This is a genomic window from Rathayibacter sp. RFBD1 (assembly GCF_002932915.1).
Classification (GTDB): Bacteria; Actinomycetota; Actinomycetes; order Actinomycetales; family Microbacteriaceae; genus Rathayibacter.
Genome location: NZ_PSWQ01000027.1, coordinates 14,791 through 41,013 on the forward strand (window position 1 = coordinate 14,791; position 26,223 = coordinate 41,013).

Here is a 26,223-nt window from a genome sequence, read left to right on the forward strand (position 1 = left end):
CGAATCAATTCGATCACGTGTCGGACAGTGGCGCCACCCCTCGGCCCGCCGTCGGGTCAGACCGGGTGGAGCGGAGTGCCGAGCGGGTCGGCGAGCAGGCGCTCGAAGGCGAGCTCGGCTGCGCCCAGCATGAGCAGATCGGCGCCGAGCTCGGTCCGCACGATGCGCACGGAGTCGAGCGCGACCCGGAAGGGGCCGCCGCGGCCCAGGCGCTCCTCCAGGAACCCCGGCGCGACTCCGATCAGCGCCCCGAGGAAGCCGCCCAGCACCACGAGCTGCGGGTTGAACACGTTGATCACGTTGCGCAGGGCGACCGCGAGGTGCCCGAGCTGGCGCTCGACCTCGGCGCGGACGGCGGGGTCCTCGGAGGCGGCGAGCGCCTCCTCCAGCCGCTCGCTCTCGTCGAGGCCGAGCACGGTGAGCAGCTCGGCGCGGCCGACCTCGGTCTCGAGGCAGCCGACGGCGCCGCAGTGGCAGTCGATGCCCGCGCTGTTGACGAGGGTGTGGCCGATCTCCCCCGCGTAGCCGTCGATGCCGTGCAGAGGCGCGCCGCCGACGATGACGCCGGCGCCCACTCCGCTCGCGCCGCCGTTGAGGTAGACGAGGTGCGAGACGTCGCGGCCGGCGCCGAGGACGCTCTCGGCGAGTGCACCGAGGTTGGCGTCGTTCGCCGAGAGGACGGGCAGGCCGGTCGCGTCCGCGAGCATGCGGGAGAAGGGCTCGTCGTCCCAGCCGAGGTGCGGGCCGACCCGGACGAGGCCGTCGGCGTCGCGGACGAGGCCGGGCACGGCGACGCCGATGCCGACGGTCCGCGTCTCCTCGGGCAGCTCGGCGAGCAGCTCGGCGACCGCCTCGGCCGCCAGACGGGCGGCGGCCTCGGCGGTGGGGACGGAGGCGGAGCGGCGGATGCGGCGGCGGACGACGGCGTCGACGCCGACCACGGCGACCGTGACGGCGTCGATCTCGGGGTTCACGGCGAGCGCGACGACTCCGGGATCGGCCTCGACGACGGGGCTCGGCCGGCCGACCTGGTTCGGCGTGGCGGGCTCGCGCTCGCGCACGATGCCGAGCTCCACCAGCTCGCCGACCAGCGCCGCGATCGTGGAGCGGTTGAGGCCGGTCAGGCGGGTCAGCTGCGAGCGGGAGCGGGGGCCGCCGCGGTGCACGAGGCGGAGGATCGCCGAGAGGTTGTGCCGCCTGACGCGGTCGAGGTTGTTGCCGCGCGTCGCGTGGTCGGGCATCCGCGGTCTCCTCTGCTTGCGGGGGTCAGCCTAGCCGGGGGCGGGGCCGGGGTCTCGAGGGGAGGGCTGCGCCCGCTGCTCGATCAGCAGGAGGGCGCCGCTCAGGCCTCGACCCAGGTCCAGGTGCCGGCCGGGCCGTCGACCGAGACCTCGCCGCCGGTGCGCGTCACGGTGAAGACCGTCTCCTCCCCCGTGTCGTGCGCGACGACCCGGACCGGCGTCGCTCCGTCCGGTCCCGGGAACACCCTCAGCTCGAGCCCGTCGAGGTAGTCGTACTCGGCCGAGTCCTGGCGGGCCCCTACCGGGATCACCGCGCCCTCGCGCACGTACAGCGGCAGCGAGTCGAAGCCGTGGACCTCACGGCGCCACTCCCCCGTCGAGACGATCCGCTCGCCCGTCCACCAGCTCGTCCACGTCCCGCGCGGGAGGTAGAACTCGACCGTGCCGTCCTCGGTGAACACCGGAGCGACGAGCAGGTCGTGCCCGAGCAGGTACTGCGTGTCGAGGTGGGCGGCGCTGCGGTCGTCCTCGAACTCGAGCGCCATCGGCCGCATGATCGGGACGCCGGTGCTCGCCGCCTCCGCCCCCGCCGCGAAGAGGTAGGGCATCAGCGAGAGCTTCAGCCGGGTGAAGAGCCGGGTGACCTCCACGGCCTCCTCGTCGAACGCCCACGGCACGCGCACCGAGGAGGATCCGTGCAGCCGCGAGTGCGAGGAGAGCAGGCCGAACGCGAGCCAGCGCTTGAACACTCCGGGATCGGGCGTGCCCTCGAACCCGCCGATGTCGTGCGCCCAGAAGCCGAACCCGCCCAGGGCGAGCGAGAGGCCTCCGCGCAGGGTCTCGGCCATCGACACGTAGGAGGAGGTGTTGTCCCCGCCCCAGTGCACCGGCAGCGCCTGCCCGCCGACCGTGGCGCTGCGGGCGAAGAGGACCGCGCGGCCCTCGCCGAGCTCCTGCTCGAGCACCTCGTGCACCGCGCGGTTGTAGAGCTGGGTGTACCAGTTGTGCATGGCCTCGGGGTCGGTCCCGTCGGCCCAGACGACGCCCTCCGACGGGATCCGCTCGCCGAAGTCGGTCTTGAAGGAGTCGACGCCCTGGCGCACGAGGACGCGGAGCTTCTCCTGGAACCAGGAGGTCGCCTCCGGATTCGTGAAGTCGATCAGCGCCATGCCGGCGACCCACATGTCCCACTGCCAGACGTCGCCGGAGGCCGTTCTGAGCAGGTACCCCTTCTCGCGCCCCTCGGCGAACAGCGGCGACGCCTGCGCGATGTACGGATTGATCCAGACGCAGGTGTGCAGCCCGCGCTCGTGCAGGCGGGCGAGGATCCCCTCCGGGTCCGGGAAGGTGCGCGGGTCCCACTCGAGGTCGGTCCACTGGAACTCGCGCATCCAGAAGCAGTCGAAGTGGAACGCCGACAGCGGCAGCTCCCGCTCCGCGAAGCCGTCGATGAAGGAGTTCACCGTCTCCTCGTCGTAGCTCGTGGTGAAGCTGGTCGTCAGCCAGAGCCCGTAGCTCCAGGCGGGCACGACGGAGGGGCGGCCCGCGAGGCCGGTGTAGCGCCGCAGCACGTCCTTCTTCGCCGGGCCCTGGATCACCAGGTACTCCAGCGCCTCGCCGCCGACCGAGAACTGCACGCGCTCGACCGCCTCGGAGCCGATCTCGAACGAGACGAGGCCGGGATCGTTCACGAGCACGCCGTAGCCGCGGCTGGAGAGGTAGAACGGGACGTTCTTGTAGGCCTGCTCGGAGGAGGTGCCGCCGTCGGCGTTCCACACATCCACGGTCTGGCCGTTCTTCACGAAGGGGCCGAAGCGCTCGCCGAGCCCGTAGATCAGCTCGCCGACGCCGAGGTCGAGCTGCTCGTGCAGGTAGGCGGCTCCGTCCGGTCCGGTCAGGTAGCCCTGCGCCTTGTGCCCGGACCCGGTGAGGCGCGTGCCGGTCGAGGTGTCCCAGAACTCCAGAGACCACGGAGCGCCCTGCCTGATCCGGACCTCGAGGTCGCCGGTGCGCAGCACGCCGCCGGACTCCGTCACCTCCGCCGCTCCGACGTCGCCCTCGGCCAGCTCGAAGCCGGGGCGCACCGCCGTCCCGCGCCAGTGCTCGATCCGCACCCGCGCGACCCCCTCGGCCGGCGAGGACACCGTGACCGTGAGCGCCGGCCGGTTGAGGACGTCGCCACGGCCCTGGATGACCCGGGTCGGGGCGATCACCTCGAGCGAGGTGCCGTCGGTGCGGATGTCGTACGCCTCCTGCGCGAACAGGGGCGTGAATCCGGCCCGCGTCTGCCAGAACCCGTCGGTGAACTTCATGGAGGTGCCTTTCGATGGCGCGCCGGCGGATCCCGTGAGGGAGGCGCCGACGGAGGGAGAGAGGGCTACTTGACCGCGCCGGCGGTGATGCCGCGGGTGAGGGTGCGCTGGAAGATCAGGAAGAAGATCAGCGTCGGGAGAAGGCCCAGGAGGGCGCTCGCGCTGGTCGTGGTGACGTCCATGATCTTGTCGCCCTGGAGGCTCGAGATCGCGATCGGGACGGTCTGCGTCGCGTCGCTCACCAGGAAGACCAGCGGGATGAGGAACTCGTTCCAGGTCCAGATGAAGAAGAAGATCATCAGCACCGAGAGGGTGGGCCGCGAGATCGGGACGATCACCCGGGTGAGGACCTGCCACTTCGAGGCGCCGTCGAGAGCCGCGGCCTCGAGGATCTCCTTCGGGAAGGTGCCGTAGACGCTCGAGAGCAGATAGGTGCCGAACGCCGACTGGATGACGGTGAAGATGACGATGACCGACAGCTGGGTGTCGTAGATCCCGACCGCTTTGAACATGTAGTACAGCGGGTAGAGCAGGGCCTCCTGCGGGAGCATGTTCGCCAGCAGGAACAGGACGATGATCCAGCTCCGGCCGCGGACCCGGCCGATGCCGATCGCGTAGGCGTTCAGCACCGAGAGGGCGACGGCGAGGATCGCGACCGACCCCGAGATGAGGATCGAGTTGCCGAGCTTCTCGGGGAAGTCGACGCGGCTCCAGAAGGTCGAGAGGCCGTCGAAGGAGAGGCCGGTCGGGAAGGCGAGCGGGCCGTTCGCCGAGTACTCCGCGGGGGTCTTGAAGGAGTTGAGCAGGATCAGCAGCACCGGGCTGATGATCACGAGCCCGATCACCACGGCGACGGCGAGGATCACCCAGTCGCCGAGGGTGCGCTTCTTCGTGCCCTTCGCGGGCTTGGCGGGACGGGAGGACGAGAGGTCCGCGTCCTCCGTGCCGGCCTGGGTGAGGGGCAGGGTCTCGATGGCCGACATCAGCGGGCTCCTTCGCTGCGCTCGACGCGCTCCTGGGCGCGGATGAACAGCACGGCGAGGATCACGATGACGATCGTGAGCGCGGTCGCGATGGTGGCGCCGTAGCCCACCTGCTGCTTCTGGAAGAACTCGGTGTACGAGTAGTAGGAGGGGACGATCGTGGAGTCGCCGGGGCCGCCGCGGGTCAGGGCGTAGATCGGGCCGAAGACCTTCAGCGCGGCGATGGTGCAGGTGAGGGTGACCACGAAGATCTCGGGCCGGATGATCGAGACCGTGATCCAGCGGAAGCGCTGGAACCAGTTCGCCCCGTCGAGCTCCGCCGCCTCGTAGAGCTCGGGGTCCACGCGCTGCAGCGCCGCCATGAAGATGACGACCGGGTAGCCCAGCTGCACCCAGATCATCACGACCATGATCGAGAGCATCGCGGTGTCCGGCTTGCCGAGCCAGTCGTGCGAGAGGGAGCCGAGCCCGACGGCCTCGAGGATCGAGTTCAGCGCGCCGTTGTCGGGGCGGAGGATCCAGCCGATGACGATCGCGGCGATGACGGTCGGCAGGATCTGCGGGAGGTAGTAGGTGGCGCGGAGGAAGCTCGCCAGGCGCCCGCCGAACTTCTTGCCGACGAGATCGAAGAGGATCGCCGCGAGCAGGAGTCCGAGGATCGTGGGGACGATCACCATCGCGATGATCATGTAGACCGAGTTGAGGAACGAGGTCCAGAACTGGTCGTCGCCCATCAGCTCGATCCAGTTGTCGAGGCCGATGAAGATCGGCGGCTTGATGCCGCGCCAGGACGTGAAGCTGATGTAGACGTTCCAGATCAGCGGGATCAGCACGATGAACGTGAAGAGCACGAACCCGGGGATCAGGTAGAGCCAGTAGCCGCCGGAGCGCTTCTCGCGGGGCGGCGTCGTGGGAGGCGGCGCGCTCTCCGCGCGACGAGGTGCTGTCGTCGTCATGGGTACTCCTAGGTCGGACGGGGTCGTGGGTGTGCTGCCGCGGGATGCCGCTCCGGTACGGAGGCGACGGCGTGTCGCGTACCGGAGCGGCATCCAGCGGGGGGGGGTGGAGGCTCGGCGGTGTTCGTGCGACCCCCTCGAGGGGTCGCCGTCACGTCCTCAGGTCTTCCGCTGCCGTTCCGCGCCTGCAGGCGCGGGGTCGGCCGCCTCGGCCGACATCACGTGACGCTTCCGAGTCACGTGATGTCGGCGACTCCGTCGTCGTACTTGGCCTGGAGGTCGGAGAGCATGGCGGACTCGTCGGAGGAGCCGTTGATGAGCTCCTGCGTGGCGGCGACCAGGTCGTCGTAGAAGGTCGCGGTGGGCCAGTCGGGGTAGAAGGAGAGCTGGTCGCCGTCGACGACCGTCTTCCACTGCGAGAGCAGCGCCTTGCTCTTCTCGTCGGTGATGGCGCTCTCGTCGACGACCAGCGGGATGCCTCCGTTGTTGCCGATGAGGTTCTGGATCTCGGGTCGCATCGTGATGTCGATCCACTTGTAGGCGAGATCCTTGTTCTTCGCCGTCTCCGGGATCACCCAGTGGTTGCCGGCGGAGCCCATCGTGAACTCGGCACCCGGGAAGAGGAACGTGTCCCACTCGAATCCGGTGATCTCGGTCTTGAAGCGGCCGAACCACCAGGAGCCCGAGAAGAAGATCGGGTACTCGCCCGAGATGAACGCCGTGCCCGCGTCCTCCGCCTTCAGCCCGGAGGCGTCGGCCGAGAAGTAGCCCTTGTCGACGTAGGTCTTCAGCTGGTCGGCCGCGTAGCTCCAGGCCGCGTCCTCGAAGTCGACCTCGCCCGTGTAGGTCTGGTAGTCGGTGATCCAGGAGCGGTCGGCCTTCAGCAGCGCGAGCTGGTAGAAGAGCTGCTGCAGCGGGTACTCGGCGCCGGCCTCGGCCAGCGGGGTGATCCCCTTGGCCACGAAGGCGTCGAGGACGGCCGTGAACTCCTCGTAGGTGGTGGGGACCTCGAGGCCGCTCGCGGCGAAGGCGTCCTTGTTGTAGTAGACGAAGGTGAACTCGCCGTAGTTGGGGATGCCGTACCAGGAGCCGGAGCCCATGATCCCGTTCTCGTCGTACTTCGCGGTGGTCTGCAGCGCGCCGGGGATCAGCGAGTCCCAGCCGTAGAACGCGACCGCCTCGTCGAGGTTGGTGAGCAGGCCCTGGCTCGAGAGGAGCCCGCTGGTCGCGTTGCCCTTGTTGTACTCGACGACGTCGGGCGCCGAGTTGGAGTTGAAGATCTGGCTGGCGCCGGTGCGCAGCTGCTCGAAGGCCTTGAACTCGTACGCGATCTCGGCCCCCGTCTCCTGGGTGAAGATGTCGCGGGCGGCGAGCCAGGCGATGCCGCGGTCGCTGTCGGGCGTCTCGAAGTCCCAGAGCGTGAGGGTGCGGCCGGCGCCGTCGACCGTGGTCGAGAGCGCGTCGGAGCCGGCGTCGGAACCGCCACCGGAGCAGGCGGCCAGCGCGAACATCGCGCTGAGGCCGACTCCGCCGGCGAGGAGGTTGCGCCGGCTGAGACCGGCGGTCGGGCGGTGGAAGGCGGAGCGGGATCGGAGCGACATTGCGGTGGTTCTCCTTCGAACGGTGCGGTGGTGCTGCGGAGGTGGTGCAGGGAGCGCTCTCTCGCGGAGGCGCGGTGTCGAAGCGTTTCGACAGTGCGCAGAGCCGGAGCGGGCGGGAAGAGGGTGGAGGACTAGAGGGAGGCCGGCGCGGGAGTGCCGGACGGGACCGCCGGCACCGGAGCGCCGGTCGGAGCGACCGCGAGGGATCCGCGGTCGACGTAGGAGGGCGGGAGCAGCTCGACGCCGACGGTGCGGCCGGAGTCGATCTGCTGGAGGGTCCGCGCGACGGCCGCTCGGCACATCGCGTCGAACGGGAGGGGAAGACTGCTGGTGGGGACAGGGAGGGCGCCGCCGTCGTAGCTGGCGCAGGCCGCCAGGATCGACAGGTCACCGGGGACGGAGAGGCCGCGCTCGAGGACGCGCTCGATCGCCGCCTCCGCCACGGGCTCGTTGCAGTGCAGCACGAGCGCGGTCGGCGGGACGGGTGCGGCGAGGATCGCGTCGATCGCGGCCGATGCGCTCGGGCGGCCGATGTGCGGGCGCTCGACCGCGATCTCGACTCCGAGCGCTGCGGCCTCGGCGCGGAACGCCTCGTCGAAGCGGCGGACGAAGCCGGCGTTGCGGTCGGTGTAGGACTGCGGGTGCTCGAGCAGGCCGAGCGAGCGGTGGCCCAGCTCGGCGAGCCGGCGGACGCTCTGCCGGGCGGCCTCGGCGAAGTCGAGGTCGACGCAGGCGAGATCGTGGGAGTCGGCGGGCACGCCGATGAAGGTGGCGGGGACCCCCGCCGCGCGGATCAGCTCGGCGCGGTCGTCGTCGTCGTCGACGCCCATCAGGACGATGCCGTCGACGAGCGAGGAGGAGGAGACGCGCCCGATGCCGCTGGAGGCCTCGTCGGTGACGAGCAGCAGGACGTCGTAGTCCGACTCCCGGGCGCGCTCGAGCACCTCGGTGACGAAGCGCATGTGGGTCGGCAGGTGCAGCTCGCCGCGCATCGGGGCGGAGAGGGCGAGGATGTGGGTCCGCGCCCCGGCGAGCATCCGGGCTCCCGCGTGGGGCCGGTAGCCGAGCTGGCGCACCGCGTCGTCGACGCGCTGCCGGGTGGAGGCGGCGATCGAGCGCTTGCCGGAGAGGGCGTAGGAGACGGTGCTGATCGAGACTCCGGCAGCGCGGGCCACGTCGTGGATGGTCGCCATGGCTCCTCCTGCCGGACGTCGTCGTCGGTCGCGGTCGAGCTTCGAAGCGCTTCGACCGGTCGTGCTGGAGCGACTGTACGCACAGTCGAAGCGCTTGCGCAAGCGATCCTCGCGACGACCTCCCCGGGCGCCGGCCCGCTCCGCGAGCGGTTCCGCGGCACGAACGGGCGGCACCCGCGATCGGCCGGAGGGCGACGCGCCGGGCCTTCCGCTCGTTGCGCCTCCCGACCCTCAGGGGATATGTTGGGCTCAACAACAATTCGGCGACGTCGCCGGAAAGGATTCGGATCCCATGTCCCTGACCCCCACCCGCGCCGACAAGTTCTCGTTCGGCCTCTGGACCATCGGCTACAACGGGACGGACCCGTTCGGCGGCCCGACCCGCGAGCCGCTCGACGTCGTCCACGCGGTCGAGAAGCTCGACGAGCTCGGCGCGTACGGCCTCACCTTCCACGACGACGACCTGTTCGCCTTCGGCTCCACCGACGCCGAGCGCCAGACCCAGATCGACCGCCTCAAGGGCGCGCTGGAGTCCACCGGCCTCATCGTGCCGATGGTCACCACCAACCTCTTCAGCGCCCCGGTCTTCAAGGACGGCGGCTTCACCTCGAACGACCGCGACGTCCGCCGCTTCGCGCTGCGCAAGGTCCTCCGCAACATCGACCTCGCCGCCGAGCTGGGCGCGAAGACCTTCGTCATGTGGGGCGGCCGCGAGGGCGCCGAGTACGACTCCGCCAAGGACATCCGCGCCGCGCTCGAGCGCTACCGCGAGGCCGTCAACCTGCTCGGTGACTACGTCACCGACAAGGGCTACGACATCCGCTTCGCCATCGAGCCCAAGCCGAACGAGCCCCGCGGCGACATCCTGCTGCCCACGCTCGGCCACGCGATCGCGTTCATCGACTCCCTCGAGCGCCCCGAGCTCGTCGGCGTGAACCCCGAGGTCGGCCACGAGCAGATGGCGGGCCTGAACTTCACCGCCGGCATCGCCCAGGCGCTGTACCACGGCAAGCTCTTCCACATTGACCTCAACGGCCAGCGCGGCATCAAGTACGACCAGGACCTGGTCTTCGGCCACGGCGACCTGCACAACGCGTTCTCGCTCGTCGACCTCCTCGAGAACGGCGGCCCCGGCGGCGTCCCGGCCTACGACGGCCCGCGCCACTTCGACTACAAGCCCTCGCGCACCGAGGACGAGACCGGAGTCTGGGACTCGGCCGCAGCGAACATGCGCACCTACCTGCTGCTCAAGGAGCGCGCCGCGGCCTTCCGCGCCGACCCCGAGGTGCAGGAGGCGCTGGCCGCCGCCAAGGTCGCCGAGCTCTCCACCCCGACGCTGAACGAGGGCGAGTCGTACGACGACCTGCTCGCGGACACCGCCTCGTACGAGTCGTTCGACGCCGACGCCTACCTCGGCGGCAAGGGCTTCGGCTTCGTGCGCCTGCAGCAGCTGGCCACCGAGCACCTGCTCGGCGCCCGCGGCTGACCCGCACCCCCTGAGCCCGCGGTCCGCCGCGGGACGACCTGAAACGGACGAGATCCCCTGCACCCGCACGGGGTCTCGTCCGTTCTCCTGCATCCGGCCCGGTTCCGCACCGGACGCCCGAACCCGCACCCCCCCAACGAAAGAGGACAGCGATGACGCTCGTCGCAGGGATCGACTCGTCGACCCAGAGCTGCAAGGTGGTCGTCCGCGACCTCGACACCGGCGCCGTGGTGCGCACCGGCCGGGCGAGCCACCCGGACGGCACCGAGGTCGATCCGGCCGCGTGGTGGGAGGCGCTGCAGCTCGCCCTCGCCGACGCCGGCGGGCTCGACGACGTCGCCGCGATCTCGGTCGGCGGCCAGCAGCACGGCATGGTCGTCCTCGACGAGAGCGGCGCCGTCATCCGCCCCGCTCTGCTCTGGAACGACACCCGCAGCGCGCCCGCCGCCGCCGCGCTCATCGAGGAGCTCGGAGCCGGGGCCTGGGCGGAGCGGACCGGATCGGTGCCGGTCGCCTCCTTCACCGCCACCAAGCTCCGCTGGCTGCGCGACGCCGAGCCCGAGAACGCCGCCCGTGTCGCCGCCGTCGCGCTCCCCCACGACTGGCTGACCTGGCGCCTGCTCGGCTACGGCCCCGACTCCGCCCGCGGTCCGCAGCTCGACGCGCTCACGACCGACCGGTCCGACGCGTCCGGCACCTCGTACTGGGGAGCGGACGGCTACGACCTCGACCTGCTCGAGCGCGCCCTCGGCCACCGCCCGCTGCTCCCCCGCGTGCTCGGCCCCTCGGAGGAGGCGGGCCGCACCGAGAGCGGACTCGTCGTCGGCCCCGGCGCGGGCGACAACGCGGGCGCCGCGCTCGGCCTCGGCGCCGGCCCCGGCGACGTGATCGTCAGCATCGGCACGAGCGGCACCGTCTTCGCCGTCACGGACGACCCGGTGCGCGACGCCTCCGGGACCGTCGCCGGCTTCGCCGACGCGAGCGGGCGCTTCCTGCCGCTGGTCGCGACCCTCAACGCCGCGCGCGTGCTGGCCTCGACCGCGACCCTGCTCGGCAGCGACTTCGACGAGTTCGCCGCACTGGCCCTCGAGGCGGAGCCGGGTGCCGACGGCCTCGTGCTGGTCCCCTACTTCGAGGGCGAGCGCACGCCGAACCTGCCGGACGCGACCGCGAGCCTGCACGGGATGACCATCGCCTCGACCACGCGGCCGAACCTCGCCCGCGCGGCCATCGAGGGCATGCTCTGCGGACTGGCCGACGGCCTCGACGCCGTTCGCGCGCAGGGAGTGGAGGCGCGGCGCATCCTCCTCATCGGCGGAGCCGCGCAGAACCGCGCCGTGCAGCTCGCGGCCTCGCAGGTGTTCGACGTGCCCGTGCAGGTGCCGACGCCCGGCGAGTACGTGGCCGACGGTGCCGCCGTGCAGGCCGCCTGGGCGCTGACAGGATCGCGTCCGACGTGGACCGTCACCTCGGTGGCCGAGCCCGCGCCGGACCACCGCCCCGTGATCCGCGAGCAGTACGCGGCCGCCCGCGCCTGAGGATCCGGCCCCGGCCCTCTCCAGGGTCGGGGCCTCGCCGCAAGCCCCAGTGGACGGGGAGCGGAATCGCGCTACTCTCATTACTCAGCCAGCTGACTAATGGAGGAGCGACATGACCGCCACACGAACCCCCGACCGCGCCGACCGGATCCGCCAGGTCGTCGTCGCCGTGAGCGCGGTGCTCGCCCTCATCGGCTCCTTCATCGGCTCGGGCGCCGCGGGCGGCACGCAGATCCAGAACGCGGCCGGCGGCGCCCTGACCGCGTCCTCGACCCCCATCGCTCCCGACGGCCCCGCCTTCGCGATCTGGAGCGTCATCTACACCGGCCTCATCGCCTACGCGATCTGGCAGTTCCTGCCCTCGCAGACAGCCCGCACCCGCCACCGCCGGCTGGGCTATTGGGCCGCCGCGAGCCTCCTCCTGAACGCCGCGTGGATCCTGGTCGTCCAGGCCGGCTTCCTGACGCTCAGCGTCGTCGTGATCGCCCTGCTGCTCGCCGTGCTCGCGCGCATCTTCGTGATCCTGCGGACCACCCGCTCGGCCGGAGTGGTCGACGCGATCGTGACGGACGGCACCTTCGGGCTCTACCTCGGCTGGGTGTGCGTGGCCACGGCCGCGAACGTCACCGCCGGGCTCGTCGGCGCGGGAGTCGGCAGCGCGGACGGTCCGGGCGCCGCGGTCTGGGCGGTCGTCGTCCTCGCCGTCGCCGCGCTCGTCGGACTCCTGATCGCGGTCACCGGCCGCGGCCGCATCGCCCCGATGCTCTCGCTCGTCTGGGGACTCTCCTGGGTCGCCGTCGGCCGCTTCGCCGGCGAGCTCGTCTCGGTCCCCGCCGGGATCGCCGCGCTGGTCGCCGCCGCCGTGGTGCTGGTGGTCACCCTCCTGGTCCGCGCCACCGCGGGACGCCGGGTCAGCGCCGCCTGACTTTTGCGCGACGAAGGCCGAGAGGCCGGGACCCCTGGTCCGGGGCCGCCCGGCCTCTCGGCCTTCGTCGTGGTGGCGGATCAGGTGATCAGCGTGTCGACGTACTCCCGGTTCTCGTCCATCCACGCGGCGAGGGCGGCGGAGCGGTCGTCGGCCCCGTCGTTGAACAGCGCGTTCTCGAGCGAGTAGAGCGTCTTCGAGTCCATCCGGAAGTCGCGGATCCAGCGGCTCATCGTCGGGTAGTCCGCGTCGAACGCGGCCGAGCCGAAGGAGTGGATCCCCTCCGCCTGCCCGAGCAGGCCCTTCGGGTCCTCGAGGTCCTTGACCGGGAAGGCGTCGTAGGCCCAGTGCGGGCGCCAGAGCGTGACGGCGATGTTCTCGCCCGCGGCGGTCGCGCTCGAGAGCTCCTGGAGCATGGCCGGCGTCGACGAGGTGAGGTAGTCCATCCCCTCCAGGCCGTAGCCGGGGATGACGTCCTCGGTCGTCGTCTTGTTGAGACCGGAGCCGGGCTCGATGCCGATCAGGCGGTTGCCGACGACGCCCGGGTCGGCGGCGAGCTCCTCGAGGGAGTCGATCGGGGCGTCCTCGTTGACCGCGATGGTCAGCTTCGCCTCGTCGTTCCACGCGCCCAGGTCGACGATCGAGTCGCCGTACTGCTCGACGTACCGGGCGTGGGTGAGCGGCAGCCAGGTGTCGAGGGCGAGGTCGTAGTCGCCGGTCGAGAGGCCCTGGAAGCCGGGGGCGACGTCGGCGTTCTGCAGGGTCACGTCGTAGCCCTGCTCCTCGAGCACCGCCTCCCACAGAGCGGAGACGGCGATCCCCTCGTCCCAGCCCTGGAACACGGCGACGGTCACGTCGGTGCGGTCGCCGTTGTCGACGGAGGCGGCGGTGGCGGGAGCGGCGAGGGTCGCGGCCCCGAGGGACGCGACCAGGCCGATCGAGACGACGCCGACGGCCGAACGGGTCGCCACGACGGCGCGGCGGTTCTTCGCCCGGGCGACCCTCGCCGGCGAGGGCGAGCCCAGCGCGCCGGTCATCCGGTCGAGGACGACCGCGAGGATCACGACGGAGATGCCCGCCTCGAAGCCGAGCGCGACATCGATCCGGTTGAGGCTCGCGACGACGTCGCCGCCCAGCCCTCCGGCGCCGACCATGCCCGCGATGACGACCATCGAGAGCGAGAGCATGATGACCTGGTTGAGGCCCGCCAGGATCGAGGGCAGCGCGAGCGGCAGCTGGATCTGGCGGAGGATCCGCCACTTCGAGGAGCCGAACGACTCCCCCGCCTCGACGAGCTCCGGGTCGACGCCGCGGATGCCCAGCTCGGTGAGCCGGACGCCCGGCGCCATCGCGAACACGATGGTCGCGACGATGCCCGGCACCACTCCGACCCGGAACAGGATCAGCGCGGGGATCAGGTAGACGAAGGCCGGCATCGTCTGCATCAGGTCGAGCACGGGCCGGATGACCGCGGAGGCCGTGCGGTTGCGCGCGGCGAGCACGCCCAGCGGCACGCTCAGCGCGATGGCGATCACGGAGGCGACGAGCACCAGCGCGAGGGAGTCCATCGCGTTCTCCCACTGGTCGACCCCCACGATCAGCAGGAGCCCCACGGCGGTGCCGGCCGCGAAGACCCAGCCGCGGACGGCGTAGGCCAGTACGGCGAGGAAGGCGACGATCACCCAGAAGGGCGGTGTCGCGAGGACGAGGTCGACGCAAGAGTAGAGGGCGCCGAAGACGGTGCGCAGCAGGTCGAAGACCGGCTGGAAGGTCTGCGTGAGGACGTCGACGGCACCCTCGGCGAGGGCGCCGAGCGGGAGGCGGAAGCCGAGATCGGTCATCGTGCACCTCCGTCCGCCGCGAGGACGGCGTCCTCGACGGGGCCTCCGGTCGCGTGCAGGGTCGCGGTGACGACCTCGGTCGAGACGGTGGCGGGCGGCTCGATCAGCGGGTGCTCGCCGGTGCGGGCGGGCACGTTGCCGAGCGCCGCGAGCAGGGTCACCCGCGGGATCGCTCCGAGCAGACGCCCGTCGGCGTCGACCACGGCGACCGGCAGCGCCGACTCGACGGCGGGCTCGATGACCTCGCTGAGGGCGGTGTCCGGACCGACGGTGACGACGTCGGAGGTGAGGACCGCCGAGAGGTCGCCGGTGCTCCGGCGCACCTGCTCGATCACGTCGCGGTCGCGGACCGTGCCCAGCAGGCGGCGTCCGCCGCCGACCACGAACGCGGCCGAGGTCTGCAGGTCGCGCATGCTCCGGAGCGCGGCGCGGGGACCGGCCGCCAGGGTGACCACGGAGCGGGCGGGCTCCATCACGGCAGAGGCGGTGAGCACGCGGGCGCGGTCGACGTCCTGCACGAACTGGGCGACGTAGTCGTTCGCCGGGTCGGTGAGGATCTCCTCCGGGGTGCCGATCTGGACGATGCGGCCGTCGCGCATCACCGCGATGCGGTCGCCGAGGAACATGGCCTCGTTGAGGTCGTGCGTGATGAAGACGATGGTCTTGCCGAGCTCGTGCTGCAGCTCGATCAGCTGCTCCTGCATCTCGCGGCGGATCAGCGGGTCGAGTGCCGAGAACGCCTCGTCCATCAGCACGATGTCGGTGTCGGCGGCGAGCGCCCGGGCGAGGCCGACGCGCTGGCGCATGCCGCCGGAGAGCTCGTCGGGCATCTTCTCGTGCCAGCCGGCGAGACCGGCGCGCTCGACCGCGAGCAGGGCCCGCTCGCGGCGCTCGGCCGCGGGGACGCCCTGGATCTCGAGCGGGTACGCGACGTTGTCGAGCACGGTGCGGTGCGGGAGGAGCGCGAAGTGCTGGAACACCATCGACACCGACGAGCGGCGCACGCGGCGCAGCTCCGCCTCGGAGACGCCGGTGATGGTGGAGCCCTCGATCAGGACCTCGCCCGCGGAGGGCTCCTGGAGCCCGTTCAGCATGCGGATCAGGGTGGACTTCCCGGAGCCGGAGAGGCCCATCACGACGAAGATCTCGCCGCGGCGCACGGTGAAGGACGCGTCGATCACCGCGGCCGTGCCGAGTCCGGCGAGCTCGCCGCGGTCGGCGCCCTCGCCCAGTCGGCGGACGACCTCGTCGGGCTTCCGGCCGAACACCTTGAAGAGGTGGCGGGCCTCGAGAGCGGGGGTCGCGGGATCGGCACCCGCCTCGCTCCGGGGCTCGCTGATGATCTGCTGGTTCTGGTGCACGTACACTCCGTCGGCGCGCAGGGACGACGCCCTGCGCTCATCTCGTGGTGCCGGGTCGGGAGCGTGGGACAGCCGTGCGTCGAGCCTCCGCGTACGTCCCGCCGCTCAGCGCGGCAGGGGGTGGAGGCGAGAGCGTCCGAGGCGGCCTCGGGGCCGCCTCCACTCCCGTTGACCGTACGATCGCGGCGCGTCCTGGGGGGACGCCGTGCGAGCGCGGACCGGTTCATCGGGGCCCGTGAGGACCGCCGACCACGGTAGCCGCGGAGCTGCCGAGGGGCAAACGTCGGACAATTGCGGGGGCGGGTCCAGGGGTGGTGATGAACCGATCGGCGCGAGCGAATGTGCTGGTCGGAGCTGGTTTCCGGAGTGTTGCGCGATCGTTACCGTGATGGCGCGGCCGGCGGCGCTCGTTCCGGCCGGTCTCCATCCGCCGCTGCTCGACCGGCGAGGAGGCCCCGCAGCTCAGACGGTGGTCTCGCCCGCCGGGCCCGAGGGGGCCGCCGCGCCGACTCCACTGACGGGCTCGCCCTGCCAGGACACGAGCGTCCACGCGTCGCCCGAGCCCTCGAGGACGACGACGCCGGTGTTGTCGAGCAGGTGGTCGGCGATGAAGCGCGCATCGAGGTCGAGGGAGCGCAGACCCGCCCAGCAGCGGATGGCCGCGCCGTGGCTGACCAGCGCGACGACCTCGTGCCCGAGCGCCTCCGCCTCCGCCACCACCGCGTCGTAGCGCGCCGCGAACTCGTCGCCCGTCTCGCCGCCCGCCAGCCGGATCGACGTCTCGCCGCCGGCCCAGCGGAAGACCGTGCCCATGTACTCCTCGACCGCCGCGTCGTCGCCGCGCATCTCGAGCCCCGCGGCCGCGACCTCGCGGATGCCGTCGCGCTCGATCGGCTCGAGCCCGAGCGCCGCGGCGAGAGGGGCGGCCGTCTCGTGGGTGCGGACCATCGTCGAGACGAGCAGCGCGCCGATCCCCTCGCCGGCGAGCCGACCGGGCAGCGCCGCGGCCTGGGTGCGGCCGAGGTCGGTGAGCCCGGGTCCGGGGATGCGGGTGTCGAGGAGCCCGGCGACGTTGGAGGGGGTCTGGCCGTGGCGGATCAGGAGGAGGCGCATCCGCCCACGCTAACCGCGGAGGCTGGGCTTCCGGGGCGCGCGGTCGCGCTCGCTCCCGCCGTTGTGCGGCGAGTGCGGCGCTGTCACGATGTGCGGGGACGCTCCCGGACCGGGAGCCGCAGACGGACGGGACGGGCGGACATGGCCTCCGAAGACGGTTTCTCGAAGGACGAGCGCGCGGCGATGAAGCAGCGCGCGGCCGAGCTGCGGGCGGAGGCGAAGCGGCAGAAGAGCGCCGACAAGGCCGACGCCGACCGCAGGGACGCGGAGGCCGCGATCGCCGCGATGACCGACGAGGAGCGGCCGATCGCCCAGATGCTGCACGACGTCGTCGGCGAGACCGCTCCCGACCTCCTCCCGAAGACCTGGTACGGCTTCCCCGCCTACGCGCGCTCCGACGGCAAGGCGATCGTCTTCTTCCAGCCCGGCGCGAAGTTCGGCACGCGCTACTCGACCCTCGGCTTCCAGGACGGCGCGCAGCTCGACGACGGCACGATCTGGCCGACCGCCTACGCGCTCGTCTCCGCCGACGCCGAGACGCGCGCCGCCGTCACCGAGCTGGTCCGCCGCGCGGCCGGGGCCTGATCCCGTGGCGCACGTCTACGACGAGATAGACGAGAGCCTCTCCTCCTGGATCCACGAGCAGCCGATGTGGTTCGTCGCCACCGCGCCCCTCGCCGCCGACGGGCACGTCAACATGTCGCCGCGCGGCCACGACTCGTTCTCGATCCTCGGCCCGCGGCGGGTCGGCTGGGTCGACTACACGGGCAGCGGAGTCGAGACGATCGCGCACCTGCGCGAGAACGGGCGCGTGTGCCTGATGTTCGCGTCGTTCGGACCGCGTCCGCGCATCGTCCGCCTGCACGGCACCGGCTCCGTGCACCTGCCCGGTTCGGAGGCGTTCGCCGAGGTCGCGGAGCAGCACCCCGATCACCCGAGCACCCGCGCGGTCGTCACCGTCGAGCTCACCCGCATCAGCGACGCGTGCGGCTGGGGCGTGCCGGTGATGGAGCCGGTCGGCGAGCGCGACCTGCTCCTCCTCCAAGCCGAGAAGAAGGGCCCCGACGGCATGGCCGAGTACCGCGCCACGCGGAACGCGGTCAGCATCGACGGGCTGCCGGGCTACCCGCTGGACTGAGCGGGCGGGAAGCGGCCGCAGCGCGGCGCGCACAAGCACGCCGACCGGCTCGAGCAGGGTCTCAGTGATGACGGCGAGCGGGTTCGACCCGGTCGGGCGGGAGTCGACGGAGAACCGAGTCCTCGTCATTCGTCAAGTCCTCGACCGCTGACCGCCGCTCAGCACGACCAGACGTGCATCACGGTCCGTCCCCCGTTCGGGAACCCCGGGTCGATCGACGTGTTCGTCGTCGGTGCGGGTCTGAAGCGGGCGCTCCTCGCGGGGACGATGACCGGCGGCCTCGTCGACGGGTACACCGCCGCCGTCTCAGGGAGATCGCTCAGCGCGGGACCGGTTCGCGGAAGCACGCACGAGGACGCTTCGCACACGTCCCTCGGGGATGGACTCCTGGGACCAGTAGTCGGCCCGGATCTTCAGGAGGGGCCCTTCGACGGTGGAAGTCACCGTGATGGCGCGAGGGTCCCGGAGGGTTCCCGCGATGCGTGTCTGCGGGGTCCTTTCGAGTGCTCGACAACTGCTCGGGAGTGGTTCGCGTCGGGAGGGACGACCGCGAGCAGCCGCCGGCATCCACCGGAGGCGCATTCGACGGTCCCGCTGACGAGCTCGCTCCCCTGTGGACGGTCGATGGCCGAGGCCGCCGACCGCGCTGGTGAGGCTCATCCACGGGTCGGGACGAGAGCGAGCTCCGCGGAGCTCCGGCCGATCCCAGAAAGGGCGGACACGGAGCGCGACCGAGGCCTGCTCGATCGACGATCCGATGGGACGGCGTCCACACCATCGGCCCCGCAGAGATCCCCTGGCCGATCCGCCCGCCGCTACCCCCGCTCGTCGACGGCCCGGATCGAGAACAGCTCCTGCGGGGTGCAGTCGAGCGCGTCGCAGATGAGCGTCAGCGTCGTGAAGCGGATCGCGCGGGCGCGGTTGTTCTTGAGGATGGAGAGGTTCGCCATCGTGATGCCGGTGCGGGCCGAGAGGGCGGTGAGGGTCACGCCGCGCTCGGCCAGCACTGCTCCGAGGTGGCAGTCGATCCGGTGCCTCTCGTCGTCGGCGGGCTCAGACAACGCCGTCGACGTCCCGTTCGAGCTTCGCGCCGGCGCGGAACGCCGCCGTCAGGGCGAGGGCCACCACTCCGGCGAGCAGGACGGGGACGGGCCACTGCGGCAGGTTCGTCCCGATGGCCTGGTAGTCGCCGCCGAGGAAGGCATCGCGCTGCTCGTCGGTCACCCGGCCGGCGGCGAACAGCAGGCCGATGCCGGAGCTGAGGTACAGGCCCGCCGCGGTGTCGGCGAGGCCCTGCGCCACTCCTCCGATCAGCAGGGCGAGGCTCAGACGGCGCCAGTTCGCGAGGACGAAGGGGTCGAACGGGCGTCCGGCCGCGATGCCGCGGAGGACCCGCAGGAGGAAGACCGTGGCGAGGACGATGGTGACCGCCTGGAGGAGGCTCGGCAGCGCACCGAGCAGGCGGAGGGAGAGAGCGGCGTCGGCGAGCGTGGGCGCGGTGCCCTCGCGCGGCTCGGCCTGCAGCAGCTGCGGGAGGCTCCGGAGCGGGAGGCGGCCGTCCGCTCCCCCGAAGACCAGCAGGGTGCGCCCGGTGGTGACCGTCCAGGTCTGCAGGAGCGCGGTGAGCACGGAGAAGACCGCGACGATGAGCAGGACCGCTCTCGCCACCCGGAACACGCGCGGACGCTCCCGGACCGGTCCGCTGGAGATGACACTCGTCATGACGTACTCCTTATCGATCGTCGATGTTATCGAGTATCGATACTACGCACGCCGGTCCGCCGATGTCGACCCGCGGAGCCCCACCGACCACGGAGACGGCGGGAGGGGTGGTTGCCCGCGGCGAGGAGCCCGATCTAGCGTGGAGGGATGTCGGATGCGAGGGAGCGCGCCGCCCGGTACCGGGCCGGCGCCGCGGGCGAGGAGGAGTCGGAGCAGCCCGCCCTGCCCGAGGATCCGCTCGAGCGGGCCGCGTTCGTCGAGACGGCGATCCAGCTCGCGATCCGCCGCGGCGACTTCGACGACCTACCGGGATCGGGGAAGCCGCTCCCGGACCTGGGCGCGGCCCACGACCCGGACTGGTGGATCCGCCGCAAGATCGAGCGCGAGAACCTCACCGGGATCGGCCCGGCCGCCTTCCTCCTCCGCGCCGAGGACCGCGCGCTCGACGAGCGCCTCGACCGCCTGCACCGCGAGGAGGAGGTGCGCGCCGAGCTCGCCGACTTCAACACGCGGGTGATCGAGGCACGCCGCCAGCTGCTCGGCGGGCCCCCCGTCGTCACCCCGCTCCGGGACGTCGACGAGGAGGTCGCCGCCTGGTCGCAGCGGCGCGCCGATCGCGCCGCCGCGGCCGAGGCCCGGGCGGCCGCCGAGCCGGAGCGGTCCCGCCGCTGGTGGTCGCGGCGGCGCTGACGTCCCCGGAAACCGGACAGACCTGCCCCTCTCACTGGGGTCCCGCCCCGGGAAACCGGGCCGGAGCGCGCCTCCGAATCATGCGTACACATCAAGTCGACCGGAGTCCGCATGCTCACCGCCACCACCCCCGCACGCCTCCCGAGGGCCCGCCCCTCGACCCTCGCCGCGCCGCCGCTCGCACTGCTCGAGCCCGACTCGGACCGGATGCTCGTCATCCGCGCCGCGGAGGGCGACGACCGCGCGTTCGCCACCATCGTCCGCCGCTACACCGCGCTGCTCCGCACGACGGCCGCCCGCACCCTCCGCAGCAGCGCCGACGTCGACGACGTGGTGCAGGAGACGTTCCTCGCGGCGTGGACCCACGTGGACAGCGTGATCGACGGCGAGACCATCGCCGGCTGGCTCGTCACGACCGCCCGCCGCCGCAGCGTCGACCGACTCCGCTCCAGCGTCTCGCGGCTGCGAGCCGAGCTGGACGACGAGTTCCCCGCCTCCGCCGCCGACGACCCGGAGCACGCCGCGCACTGCGGATCGCTCGCCGCCGACGCCAACCGGGTGCTCGCCGCGATGCCCCCGGCCCAGCGCCGCTGCTGGGAGCTGCGCCAGCTGGAGCAGTGCAGCTACGACGCGATCGCGCACGAGCTGGGCCTCACGACCTCGACCGTCCGCGGACTGCTCGCCCGCGCCCGCGCGACCCTCCGCACGGAGCTCGCCCACTGGCGCTGATCCGCGCTGCGGATCTCGGCGCAGGCGACCAGGCGGGGGCCTTCAGCGCAGGAGAACCGGCCCCGCGCCGATCCGCACCCGGAACAGCGCGTACGGGTACGTCCGCAGATCCGTGCCGCCCTGGTAGTCGGCCTGGCGGTGCAGCTGGTTCGCGGTGACGTACAGGTGCTCGTCCGTCGCGATCGACAGGGTGTCGGGCCAGAGCAGCCGCTCGTCGTGCACGATCGTCTCCATCGTGCCGTCGGTGCGACGGCGGACGATCGCGTTGTTCTCGTAGCTCGTGGCGTAGAAGCGGCCCAGCGCATCCGTCTCGAGTCCGTCCGCTCCCCCGCCCTTGTCGCCCTCGTCGACGACGGTCGCCGCGACGTCCTCGTCCGGCACCGACCGGTCGACCAGGGCCGCCGTCGCCACGCTGAACCAGCGGCGGGAGGCGAGCGGGCAGTACCAGAGGCGCTCGCCGTCGGCCGAGATCGCGATGCCGTCGGCGCCCATCGTCACCGGCTGCGGGGCGCCGTCTGCCGGGCGCTTCATCAGCACGCGGCCCTCGGCCATCGGCACGAGCTCCGGAGGAGTGAGCGCCTTCGTGCTCGGGTGGTCGTGCAGGCGGCGCCAGGCGGTCCCCGTCTCGAGGTCGACGACGATGATCCCGTTCGGGCCGGAGTCGGCCGAGTCGGTGATGTAGGCGATGCCGCGCCGCAGATCGAAGCGCACGTCGTTGAGGTAGGTGGTCGGCAGGGCGACGTCCGGCTCGAGGACGATCACCTGCTCGACGGTGTCGGTCGCCAGGTCGACGCGGACGAGCTTGGGGCCGCCCTTCTTCGTCGGCTCGAACATCGGGCTGCCGGTGTCGAGCATCCAGAGCCGGTCGGCCGGATCGACGACGATGCTCTGCACCGAGACGAGGGCGCCGGCGTCGTCGATTCCCGACGGCGTGTTCCAGGCCTCGTCCGGGTAGGGCACCGCCGCTCCGTCGACCAGCTCCACGACCGTGGCCGGGACCTCGTCGCCCCACTTCGGGAAGTTCACGAAGATCCGCCCGGTGTGCGAGACGCTGACGCCGGTGGGCATCGGCCCGCTGGTGAAGGCGTGCACGAGCTCCAGCTCGCCGAGCGGCTCGTCGACCGGGCGCGTGCCGCGGGTCTCGTCGGTCGGTCCCCAGAATCCCATGGTGCTCTCGCTGTCCTCCCGCCGGCGCGGGCTCGTGGCGGTCTCAGTGCCGGTCGGGTGCGGAGTCGGTGCCCGCCGCGACCGGTGCTCCTCATCCTGCGCGTCGGCGCCGGTCGGCGGGGAGGAGGTGGCGGAGGAGGCGGCGAGCGCCTAGCATCCGGCCGCAGCGGGCGACCCGGGAGCCGCGACCGAGGAGGCGGAGGAGGACCGGCCCGCGTCCGACTTCGGCACGGCCTTCACGAAGGGGCTCAGCATCGAGACGGGGCAGTGCCCGGTGGAGCGGGTCGCCTCGGCGGCCGCTCCCGCCGCCCGCAGTGCACCGCCCCCCGCCGTCGCGCTCACCCGCTGGTCGGCGGATCGACGGACCACTGATCCGCCGGCCGTCCGCTTCCGGACATGACCGCTAGAGGGCGTTGCCACTGCGGCCGCTCACCTGCCACGGTCGCAGAGCGACCGACGACGGTCCACCGATCAGAAGGACCGAGGCCCGCTCATGGACGACTCCTCTTCGACCGAGACCAGCACGAGCGAGATGACGCCCGAGGTGCTGGCCGCGTTCAGCGACGCCTGGACCCGCCACGACCTCGAAGCGCTGATGAGCCACATGACCGACGACTGCGTCTACGGCGCGTCCGTCGGCCCCGAGCCCGGCCGCACCTGGACGGGGAAGGAGCAGGTCCGCGAGGGATTCGCGCTCATGCTCGCCTTCGACACCGGACAGGAGCGGCACGAGGAGGGGGCTCCCCTCATCGCCGGGACGCGCGGCGCGGCCACCTGGTCCTTCACCGGGACCGGCCCCGACGGCCGACCCCAGGTCACGCGGGGCTGCGACATCTACGAGTTCCGCGGCGGGAGGATCGCCCGCAAGGACGCGTTCCGGAAGGTCTACCGGGCGGACGAGGAGTAGTCCGCGCCGGCCTCCGAGCCCGCGGCGAGTCGCACCGGGCGGAGCCCGACCCGCCGAGCGGAACGGTCAGCGGCGGCTCCGGACATCCGTTCACCCGCTCGCTACTCGACGGTGGCATGCTCCGAGCATGTCCATGGCCGAACCGTTCCTGCCCGCACACGAGCCGCGCGACGCCGATCGCGCCCGAGACACCGTCGACGACGACGACGTCCTCCTCGAGCCCGACACCGCTCCCGCCGAGGCGGAGCCCGCGGTGGACGAGGACGAGGACGCGCCAGCCTTCCGCACGCCCGTTCCCGGGGACCGGCTGACCGCGGACGAGCTCGCCGAGGAGCTCGACGAGGAGGCGTCAGCGGATTGAAGCCTCGACCCGCGCGCCGCCTCCTCAGAGGACCGGCGCCCGCTGCCGGCGGAACTCGCTGGGCGTCGCGCCTGCCTGCCGCTTGAAGGCGGTGCTGAAGGCGAAAGCGTTCTCGTAGCCGACCTCCCGGGCGACGGACGCGACGGTCCTGCCGGGATCGAGGAGGAGATCCGCGGCGACGGTGAGACGCCAGCGGGCGAGGTACTCCATCGGCGGCCGGCCGACGCCCGCCCGGAACCGCTCGGCGAGCGTGGCCCGGGAGACGTTCACGCTCCGCGCGAGGGACTCGACCGTCCACGCCTCGGCGGGCCGCGAGTGGAGGCGGTCGAGCGCTGCGAGCACGACCGCGTCGTCGCAGGTGAGCCACGTCTCCCCCCGGTGAGCAGCGAGCTCGGCCCAGCGCCGCACCGTCGAGACCGTGAGCACGTCGAGGAGCCGGTCGATCACGACCCGGCCCGCGGTGCCCTCCCGGGCCAGCTCGCCGGCGAGGAGGCCGACGACGGGATCGACGGTCCCGTGTCCCGGCACGATCGCCACACGCGGGAGCGAGCGCAGCACGAGACCGCCCACCTCGTCGGAACGGTCGTAGGACGCCACGAGCAGACCCGTCCCGCCGCCGGAGGCGGTGCCCCAGTGGCGGACGCCGTTGCGCAGCTCGTCGGAGAGGTCGCGTCCGTCGAGGCTGACGCACCGGTGCCCGGGATCGATCCGGATCGTCGGCGGGCTCCCCGCCGGATCGGACACGGTGTACGGCTCCGGGCCGCGCACCAGCGCCGCATCGCCCGCACCGAGCGGGGTCCCGTCGAGGAGCACCGACCCGGCGAGCACGGCGACGACGGTGAGCGGTGCGCCGTCGCGGACGTCCAGGGCCCATGCCCCGTCCATGTCCACGAGCAGAGCGAAGGCCCGCGACGCCCGCGGTCCGGAGAGGAAGTGCTCGAGCGGATCCACGGCCCCACGCTAGACGCTGACGAAGGAGGAGCCGAGCCCCGCCCATTCACCGTCCGGCGAGCGACCGGTGGAATCGAGGCATGACCTTTCTCCACTCCGGCGGCGCCGAGCGCACCGGCTCCCGCATCCTCGCCCGCCTCGAGCCACGCGAGCACACCGTCCGCCCCGCGTCTCGCTGCACGGGTGCCGATGACGACGGCGCGGGTACCGGGCGGGCGCCCGTCCGGGACCGCGCGTGCCGGATCGCGGCGACGGCGGCCCGGCGATGATCGCCACGATCACCGTCGTCGGGACCGGGCTGCTGGCCGGGGTCTACGCGGCGTTCTCGGTCATGGTGATGCCGGCGCTGCGGCAGGCGAGCGCTCCGGACGCCGCGGCGACGATGGCCCGGATCAACAGGCGAGCGGAGCGCGGTCCGTTCCTCGTGCTCTTCGGCGGGACGGCCGTCGCCGCGGCCGCCCTCGGCGTCTCGGGTCTCGTGCGCGGCTCAGCGGTCGACGTGCTGATCGCCGGAGCGTCCCTCTCCGGCACGGCCCTCACCGTGCTGCGCAACGTGCCGCTCAACCGCGGCCTCGATCGCGGCGGAGCCGGGGAGTGGGACCGCTACCGGCGCTCGTGGACGCGATGGAACCACTGCCGCGCCCTCCTGTCGATCGCCGCGGTCGTCATCGCGACCGTGGGGTGATCGTCGCGACCGCGTCGCTCGGCCCCGCAGGAGCGGTGCCGAGCAGCGGACCTGTCGACGCGCACCGATCCACGCTCCCCGCCCCGTCCCCCTGACGCGTCGGCGGTGACCGACGAGGTGGCCGCGGGAGGAGTCGTCGTGGCGGTCGCCGCCGACGAGCGGCTGGCGGACAGCTACTCGCGCCTCGGCTTCTCCCGGGGACGGGGCCTGCGCGTCTTCCAGCAGGTCTGATCGGCACCTCGTCACCGGACGGAAGCCACCGGGGGGTCGGTACGGTGGGGATCGTGCAGTGCGGCTGAGGCCTTCCCGATCCCCGTCGCTCCCGCCCGCTCCCTCCGGCCCGCTCCCTCCGGCCCGCACCCTCCGGCCCGCTCGGGCGCGATCGAAAGGCTCCCCGTGTCCGCACTCCTCCCCCTGCAGGGCAGGACCGCTCTCGTCACCGGTGTCTCGCGGCGGCGCGGCATCGGATTCGCCGTCGCCGCGAAGCTCGCCTCCCTCGGCGCGCACCTCGTCGTCCACCATCACCGCCCTCACGATCTCGACCTCCCCTGGGGAGGCGACGACCTCGATGCGGTCCGGTCCGAGCTCCGCGCGCACCTCACGGAGGGCGCGCGGTTCGCCGACGTCGCCGCGGACCTGGCCGATCCCTCCACGATCCCCGGTCTGATCGCCACCGCGGCCGACCTCACCGGGAGCCTGGACGTCCTCGTCTGCAACCACGCGAAGAGCGGCGACGACGGCAGCATCCTCGACATGACGCCCGAGCGGCTCACCGCGTTCTGGGACGTCAACACCCGCTCCACCCTCCTGCTCACCGCGGAGTTCGCGCGGCTCCGGGCACCGCGCACCGACGGACCCCGCCGGCCCGGCGACCGGGTCGTCGGAGCCGGGCCCTACGCCCGGGCGCAGGGGCACGTGTTCTGGATGACGTCCGGCCAGATCCACGGCGCGATGCGCGGAGAGGTCGCCTACGCCGCGAGCAAGGCCGCACTCGCCGGCGTCACCGCCACGGTCGCCGCCGAGCTCCTGGAGCTCGGGATCGTGCTCAACACGATCGATCCCGGTCCGGTGAACACGGGATACCTGGACCCGGAGACCACCGACCGGTCGCTCGAGGACCTCGAGGAGTACGTCGCGACCACGCCCTTCGGCCGGGTCGGCACGCCGGCGGACCCCGCGGAGCTGATCGCGTGGCTGGCCACGTCGGCGGGCAGCTGGGTCGTCGGGCAGGTGCTCACGACCGACGGCGGGTTCAGCCTGTGACCGGAGCGGCGGCGAGCCGTCCGGCGACGACGACCGGCGGGACCGGGCCCGGGGATGATG

General features: G+C 72.4%; 26 protein-coding genes. 12 read left to right on the forward strand and 14 right to left on the reverse strand.

The features are described from left to right. Positions 1-56: 56 nt before the first annotated feature. The 6 genes from C5D50_RS15570 to C5D50_RS15595 form a co-directional block, all read right to left on the reverse strand. Positions 57-1,241 carry an ROK family transcriptional regulator gene (locus tag C5D50_RS15570; protein ID WP_104227455.1) on the reverse strand — a complete coding sequence of 395 codons (1,185 nt, stop codon included), beginning with the start codon at positions 1,239-1,241 and terminating at the stop codon, positions 57-59. 101 nt (positions 1,242-1,342) lie between these two features. Then, positions 1,343-3,553, reverse strand: coding sequence for an alpha-xylosidase (gene yicI / locus C5D50_RS15575; protein WP_104283911.1), 2,211 nt, complete (start codon positions 3,551-3,553; stop codon positions 1,343-1,345). A gap of 65 nt (positions 3,554-3,618) precedes the next feature. Continuing rightward, on the reverse strand, positions 3,619-4,536 hold the full coding sequence (locus C5D50_RS15580; protein WP_104283912.1) for a carbohydrate ABC transporter permease: 918 nt from the start codon (positions 4,534-4,536) through the stop codon (positions 3,619-3,621). After that, a complete protein-coding gene (locus tag C5D50_RS15585; RefSeq protein WP_104224874.1) occupies positions 4,536-5,492 on the reverse strand; it encodes a carbohydrate ABC transporter permease in 957 nt (318 codons plus the stop codon). Before C5D50_RS15585 ends, C5D50_RS15580 begins: the two co-directional genes overlap by 1 nt. 236 nt (positions 5,493-5,728) lie before the next feature. Beyond that, entirely contained in the window at positions 5,729-7,093 is a 1,365-nt protein-coding gene (locus C5D50_RS15590; protein WP_258069649.1) for an ABC transporter substrate-binding protein, read from the reverse strand. A gap of 131 nt (positions 7,094-7,224) precedes the next feature. Beyond that, a complete protein-coding gene (locus C5D50_RS15595; protein ID WP_104224875.1) occupies positions 7,225-8,286 on the reverse strand; it encodes a LacI family DNA-binding transcriptional regulator in 1,062 nt (353 codons plus the stop codon). Positions 8,287-8,578: 292 nt separating this feature from the next. Here C5D50_RS15595 and xylA point away from each other — a divergent pair, with 292 nt between their 5' ends. From xylA to C5D50_RS15610, 3 genes are all read left to right on the forward strand, one after another. Beyond that, positions 8,579-9,772 carry a xylose isomerase gene (gene xylA / locus C5D50_RS15600; protein WP_104224876.1) on the forward strand — a complete coding sequence of 398 codons (1,194 nt, stop codon included), beginning with the start codon at positions 8,579-8,581 and terminating at the stop codon, positions 9,770-9,772. Positions 9,773-9,924: 152 nt separating this feature from the next. After that, positions 9,925-11,310, forward strand: coding sequence for a xylulokinase (gene xylB, locus C5D50_RS15605; protein WP_104283913.1), 1,386 nt, complete (start codon positions 9,925-9,927; stop codon positions 11,308-11,310). A gap of 112 nt (positions 11,311-11,422) precedes the next feature. Further along, the gene (locus tag C5D50_RS15610; RefSeq protein ID WP_104224878.1) at positions 11,423-12,235 is read left to right on the forward strand and encodes a tryptophan-rich sensory protein; all 813 of its coding nucleotides are present in this window, start codon (positions 11,423-11,425) and stop codon (positions 12,233-12,235) included. A gap of 80 nt (positions 12,236-12,315) precedes the next feature. Here the strand turns inward: C5D50_RS15610 and C5D50_RS16965 are convergent, their stop codons facing one another. From C5D50_RS16965 to C5D50_RS15625, 3 genes are all read right to left on the reverse strand, one after another. Continuing rightward, positions 12,316-14,076, reverse strand: a complete 1,761-nt coding sequence (locus C5D50_RS16965; protein WP_104283914.1) for an ABC transporter permease/substrate binding protein — start codon at positions 14,074-14,076, stop codon at positions 12,316-12,318. Continuing rightward, the gene (locus C5D50_RS15620) at positions 14,073-15,437 is read right to left on the reverse strand and encodes a glycine betaine/L-proline ABC transporter ATP-binding protein (protein WP_374955353.1); all 1,365 of its coding nucleotides are present in this window, start codon (positions 15,435-15,437) and stop codon (positions 14,073-14,075) included. The genes C5D50_RS16965 and C5D50_RS15620 overlap by 4 nt, the downstream gene beginning before the upstream one ends. A gap of 462 nt (positions 15,438-15,899) precedes the next feature. Then, the gene (locus C5D50_RS15625) at positions 15,900-16,550 is read right to left on the reverse strand and encodes a histidine phosphatase family protein (protein ID WP_104224880.1); all 651 of its coding nucleotides are present in this window, start codon (positions 16,548-16,550) and stop codon (positions 15,900-15,902) included. 141 nt (positions 16,551-16,691) lie between these two features. Between C5D50_RS15625 and C5D50_RS15630 the strand changes: the two genes are divergently transcribed. Next, positions 16,692-17,135, forward strand: a complete 444-nt coding sequence (locus C5D50_RS15630; RefSeq protein WP_104227361.1) for a hypothetical protein — start codon at positions 16,692-16,694, stop codon at positions 17,133-17,135. A 4-nt stretch (positions 17,136-17,139) separates the two neighbouring features. Then, positions 17,140-17,688, forward strand: coding sequence for a pyridoxamine 5'-phosphate oxidase family protein (locus C5D50_RS15635; protein WP_104283915.1), 549 nt, complete (start codon positions 17,140-17,142; stop codon positions 17,686-17,688). An 815-nt stretch (positions 17,689-18,503) separates the two neighbouring features. Here the strand turns inward: C5D50_RS15635 and C5D50_RS15640 are convergent. Next, positions 18,504-18,749 carry a helix-turn-helix transcriptional regulator gene (locus C5D50_RS15640; RefSeq protein WP_104224883.1) on the reverse strand — a complete coding sequence of 82 codons (246 nt, stop codon included), beginning with the start codon at positions 18,747-18,749 and terminating at the stop codon, positions 18,504-18,506. Beyond that, complete coding sequence (locus C5D50_RS15645; RefSeq protein WP_104283916.1) at positions 18,742-19,410, reverse strand: hypothetical protein; 669 nt, start codon at positions 19,408-19,410, stop codon at positions 18,742-18,744. Before C5D50_RS15645 ends, C5D50_RS15640 begins: the two co-directional genes overlap by 8 nt. A 147-nt stretch (positions 19,411-19,557) precedes the next feature. Here C5D50_RS15645 and C5D50_RS15650 point away from each other — a divergent pair, with 147 nt between their 5' ends. Both C5D50_RS15650 and C5D50_RS15655 read left to right on the forward strand, forming a co-directional pair. Continuing rightward, the gene (locus C5D50_RS15650; protein ID WP_104283917.1) at positions 19,558-20,100 is read left to right on the forward strand and encodes a DUF1992 domain-containing protein; all 543 of its coding nucleotides are present in this window, start codon (positions 19,558-19,560) and stop codon (positions 20,098-20,100) included. A gap of 111 nt (positions 20,101-20,211) precedes the next feature. Continuing rightward, entirely contained in the window at positions 20,212-20,829 is a 618-nt protein-coding gene (locus C5D50_RS15655; RefSeq protein ID WP_104283918.1) for an RNA polymerase sigma factor, read from the forward strand. A gap of 42 nt (positions 20,830-20,871) precedes the next feature. Here the strand turns inward: C5D50_RS15655 and C5D50_RS15660 are convergent, their stop codons facing one another. Continuing rightward, on the reverse strand, positions 20,872-21,996 hold the full coding sequence (locus tag C5D50_RS15660) for an L-dopachrome tautomerase-related protein (RefSeq protein ID WP_104283919.1): 1,125 nt from the start codon (positions 21,994-21,996) through the stop codon (positions 20,872-20,874). A gap of 150 nt (positions 21,997-22,146) precedes the next feature. Then, positions 22,147-22,365, reverse strand: coding sequence for a hypothetical protein (locus C5D50_RS15665; protein ID WP_104283920.1), 219 nt, complete (start codon positions 22,363-22,365; stop codon positions 22,147-22,149). A 124-nt stretch (positions 22,366-22,489) separates the two neighbouring features. Between C5D50_RS15665 and C5D50_RS15670 the strand changes: the two genes are divergently transcribed. Continuing rightward, a complete protein-coding gene (locus C5D50_RS15670; protein ID WP_208543359.1) occupies positions 22,490-22,903 on the forward strand; it encodes a nuclear transport factor 2 family protein in 414 nt (137 codons plus the stop codon). Positions 22,904-23,030: 127 nt separating this feature from the next. Next, complete coding sequence (locus C5D50_RS15675; RefSeq protein WP_146086942.1) at positions 23,031-23,264, forward strand: hypothetical protein; 234 nt, start codon at positions 23,031-23,033, stop codon at positions 23,262-23,264. Between the two features lie 24 nt (positions 23,265-23,288). Here the strand turns inward: C5D50_RS15675 and C5D50_RS15680 are convergent, their stop codons facing one another. Next, a complete protein-coding gene (locus C5D50_RS15680; RefSeq protein WP_104283922.1) occupies positions 23,289-24,215 on the reverse strand; it encodes an AraC family transcriptional regulator in 927 nt (308 codons plus the stop codon). Positions 24,216-24,480: 265 nt separating this feature from the next. Between C5D50_RS15680 and C5D50_RS15690 the strand changes: the two genes are divergently transcribed. From C5D50_RS15690 to C5D50_RS15695, 3 genes are all read left to right on the forward strand, one after another. After that, complete coding sequence (locus tag C5D50_RS15690; RefSeq protein WP_104251111.1) at positions 24,481-24,900, forward strand: DUF1772 domain-containing protein; 420 nt, start codon at positions 24,481-24,483, stop codon at positions 24,898-24,900. A gap of 105 nt (positions 24,901-25,005) precedes the next feature. Then, positions 25,006-25,131, forward strand: coding sequence for a hypothetical protein (locus C5D50_RS16915; RefSeq protein ID WP_258069650.1), 126 nt, complete (start codon positions 25,006-25,008; stop codon positions 25,129-25,131). A gap of 165 nt (positions 25,132-25,296) precedes the next feature. Next, positions 25,297-26,163, forward strand: coding sequence for an SDR family oxidoreductase (locus C5D50_RS15695; protein ID WP_258069651.1), 867 nt, complete (start codon positions 25,297-25,299; stop codon positions 26,161-26,163). Positions 26,164-26,223: the final 60 nt, after the last annotated feature.

Coding starts and splice junctions, on each gene's coding strand:
- C5D50_RS15650 (WP_104283917.1), top strand. CDS start 19,558: ATGTCGGATGCGAGGGAGCGCGCCGCCCGGTACCGGGCCGGCGCCGCG.
- C5D50_RS15570 (WP_104227455.1), bottom strand. CDS start 1,241: ATGCCCGACCACGCGACGCGCGGCAACAACCTCGACCGCGTCAGGCGG.
- C5D50_RS15610 (WP_104224878.1), top strand. CDS start 11,423: ATGACCGCCACACGAACCCCCGACCGCGCCGACCGGATCCGCCAGGTC.
- xylB (WP_104283913.1), top strand. CDS start 9,925: ATGACGCTCGTCGCAGGGATCGACTCGTCGACCCAGAGCTGCAAGGTG.
- yicI (WP_104283911.1), bottom strand. CDS start 3,553: ATGAAGTTCACCGACGGGTTCTGGCAGACGCGGGCCGGATTCACGCCC.
- C5D50_RS15655 (WP_104283918.1), top strand. CDS start 20,212: ATGCTCACCGCCACCACCCCCGCACGCCTCCCGAGGGCCCGCCCCTCG.
- C5D50_RS15630 (WP_104227361.1), top strand. CDS start 16,692: ATGGCCTCCGAAGACGGTTTCTCGAAGGACGAGCGCGCGGCGATGAAG.
- C5D50_RS15670 (WP_208543359.1), top strand. CDS start 22,490: ATGGACGACTCCTCTTCGACCGAGACCAGCACGAGCGAGATGACGCCC.
- C5D50_RS15645 (WP_104283916.1), bottom strand. CDS start 19,410: ATGACGAGTGTCATCTCCAGCGGACCGGTCCGGGAGCGTCCGCGCGTG.
- xylA (WP_104224876.1), top strand. CDS start 8,579: ATGTCCCTGACCCCCACCCGCGCCGACAAGTTCTCGTTCGGCCTCTGG.
- C5D50_RS15660 (WP_104283919.1), bottom strand. CDS start 21,996: ATGGGATTCTGGGGACCGACCGACGAGACCCGCGGCACGCGCCCGGTC.
- C5D50_RS15585 (WP_104224874.1), bottom strand. CDS start 5,492: ATGACGACGACAGCACCTCGTCGCGCGGAGAGCGCGCCGCCTCCCACG.
- C5D50_RS15625 (WP_104224880.1), bottom strand. CDS start 16,550: ATGCGCCTCCTCCTGATCCGCCACGGCCAGACCCCCTCCAACGTCGCC.
- C5D50_RS15580 (WP_104283912.1), bottom strand. CDS start 4,536: ATGTCGGCCATCGAGACCCTGCCCCTCACCCAGGCCGGCACGGAGGAC.
- C5D50_RS16965 (WP_104283914.1), bottom strand. CDS start 14,076: ATGACCGATCTCGGCTTCCGCCTCCCGCTCGGCGCCCTCGCCGAGGGT.
- C5D50_RS15595 (WP_104224875.1), bottom strand. CDS start 8,286: ATGGCGACCATCCACGACGTGGCCCGCGCTGCCGGAGTCTCGATCAGC.
- C5D50_RS15675 (WP_146086942.1), top strand. CDS start 23,031: ATGTCCATGGCCGAACCGTTCCTGCCCGCACACGAGCCGCGCGACGCC.
- C5D50_RS15590 (WP_258069649.1), bottom strand. CDS start 7,093: ATGTCGCTCCGATCCCGCTCCGCCTTCCACCGCCCGACCGCCGGTCTC.
- C5D50_RS15690 (WP_104251111.1), top strand. CDS start 24,481: ATGATCGCCACGATCACCGTCGTCGGGACCGGGCTGCTGGCCGGGGTC.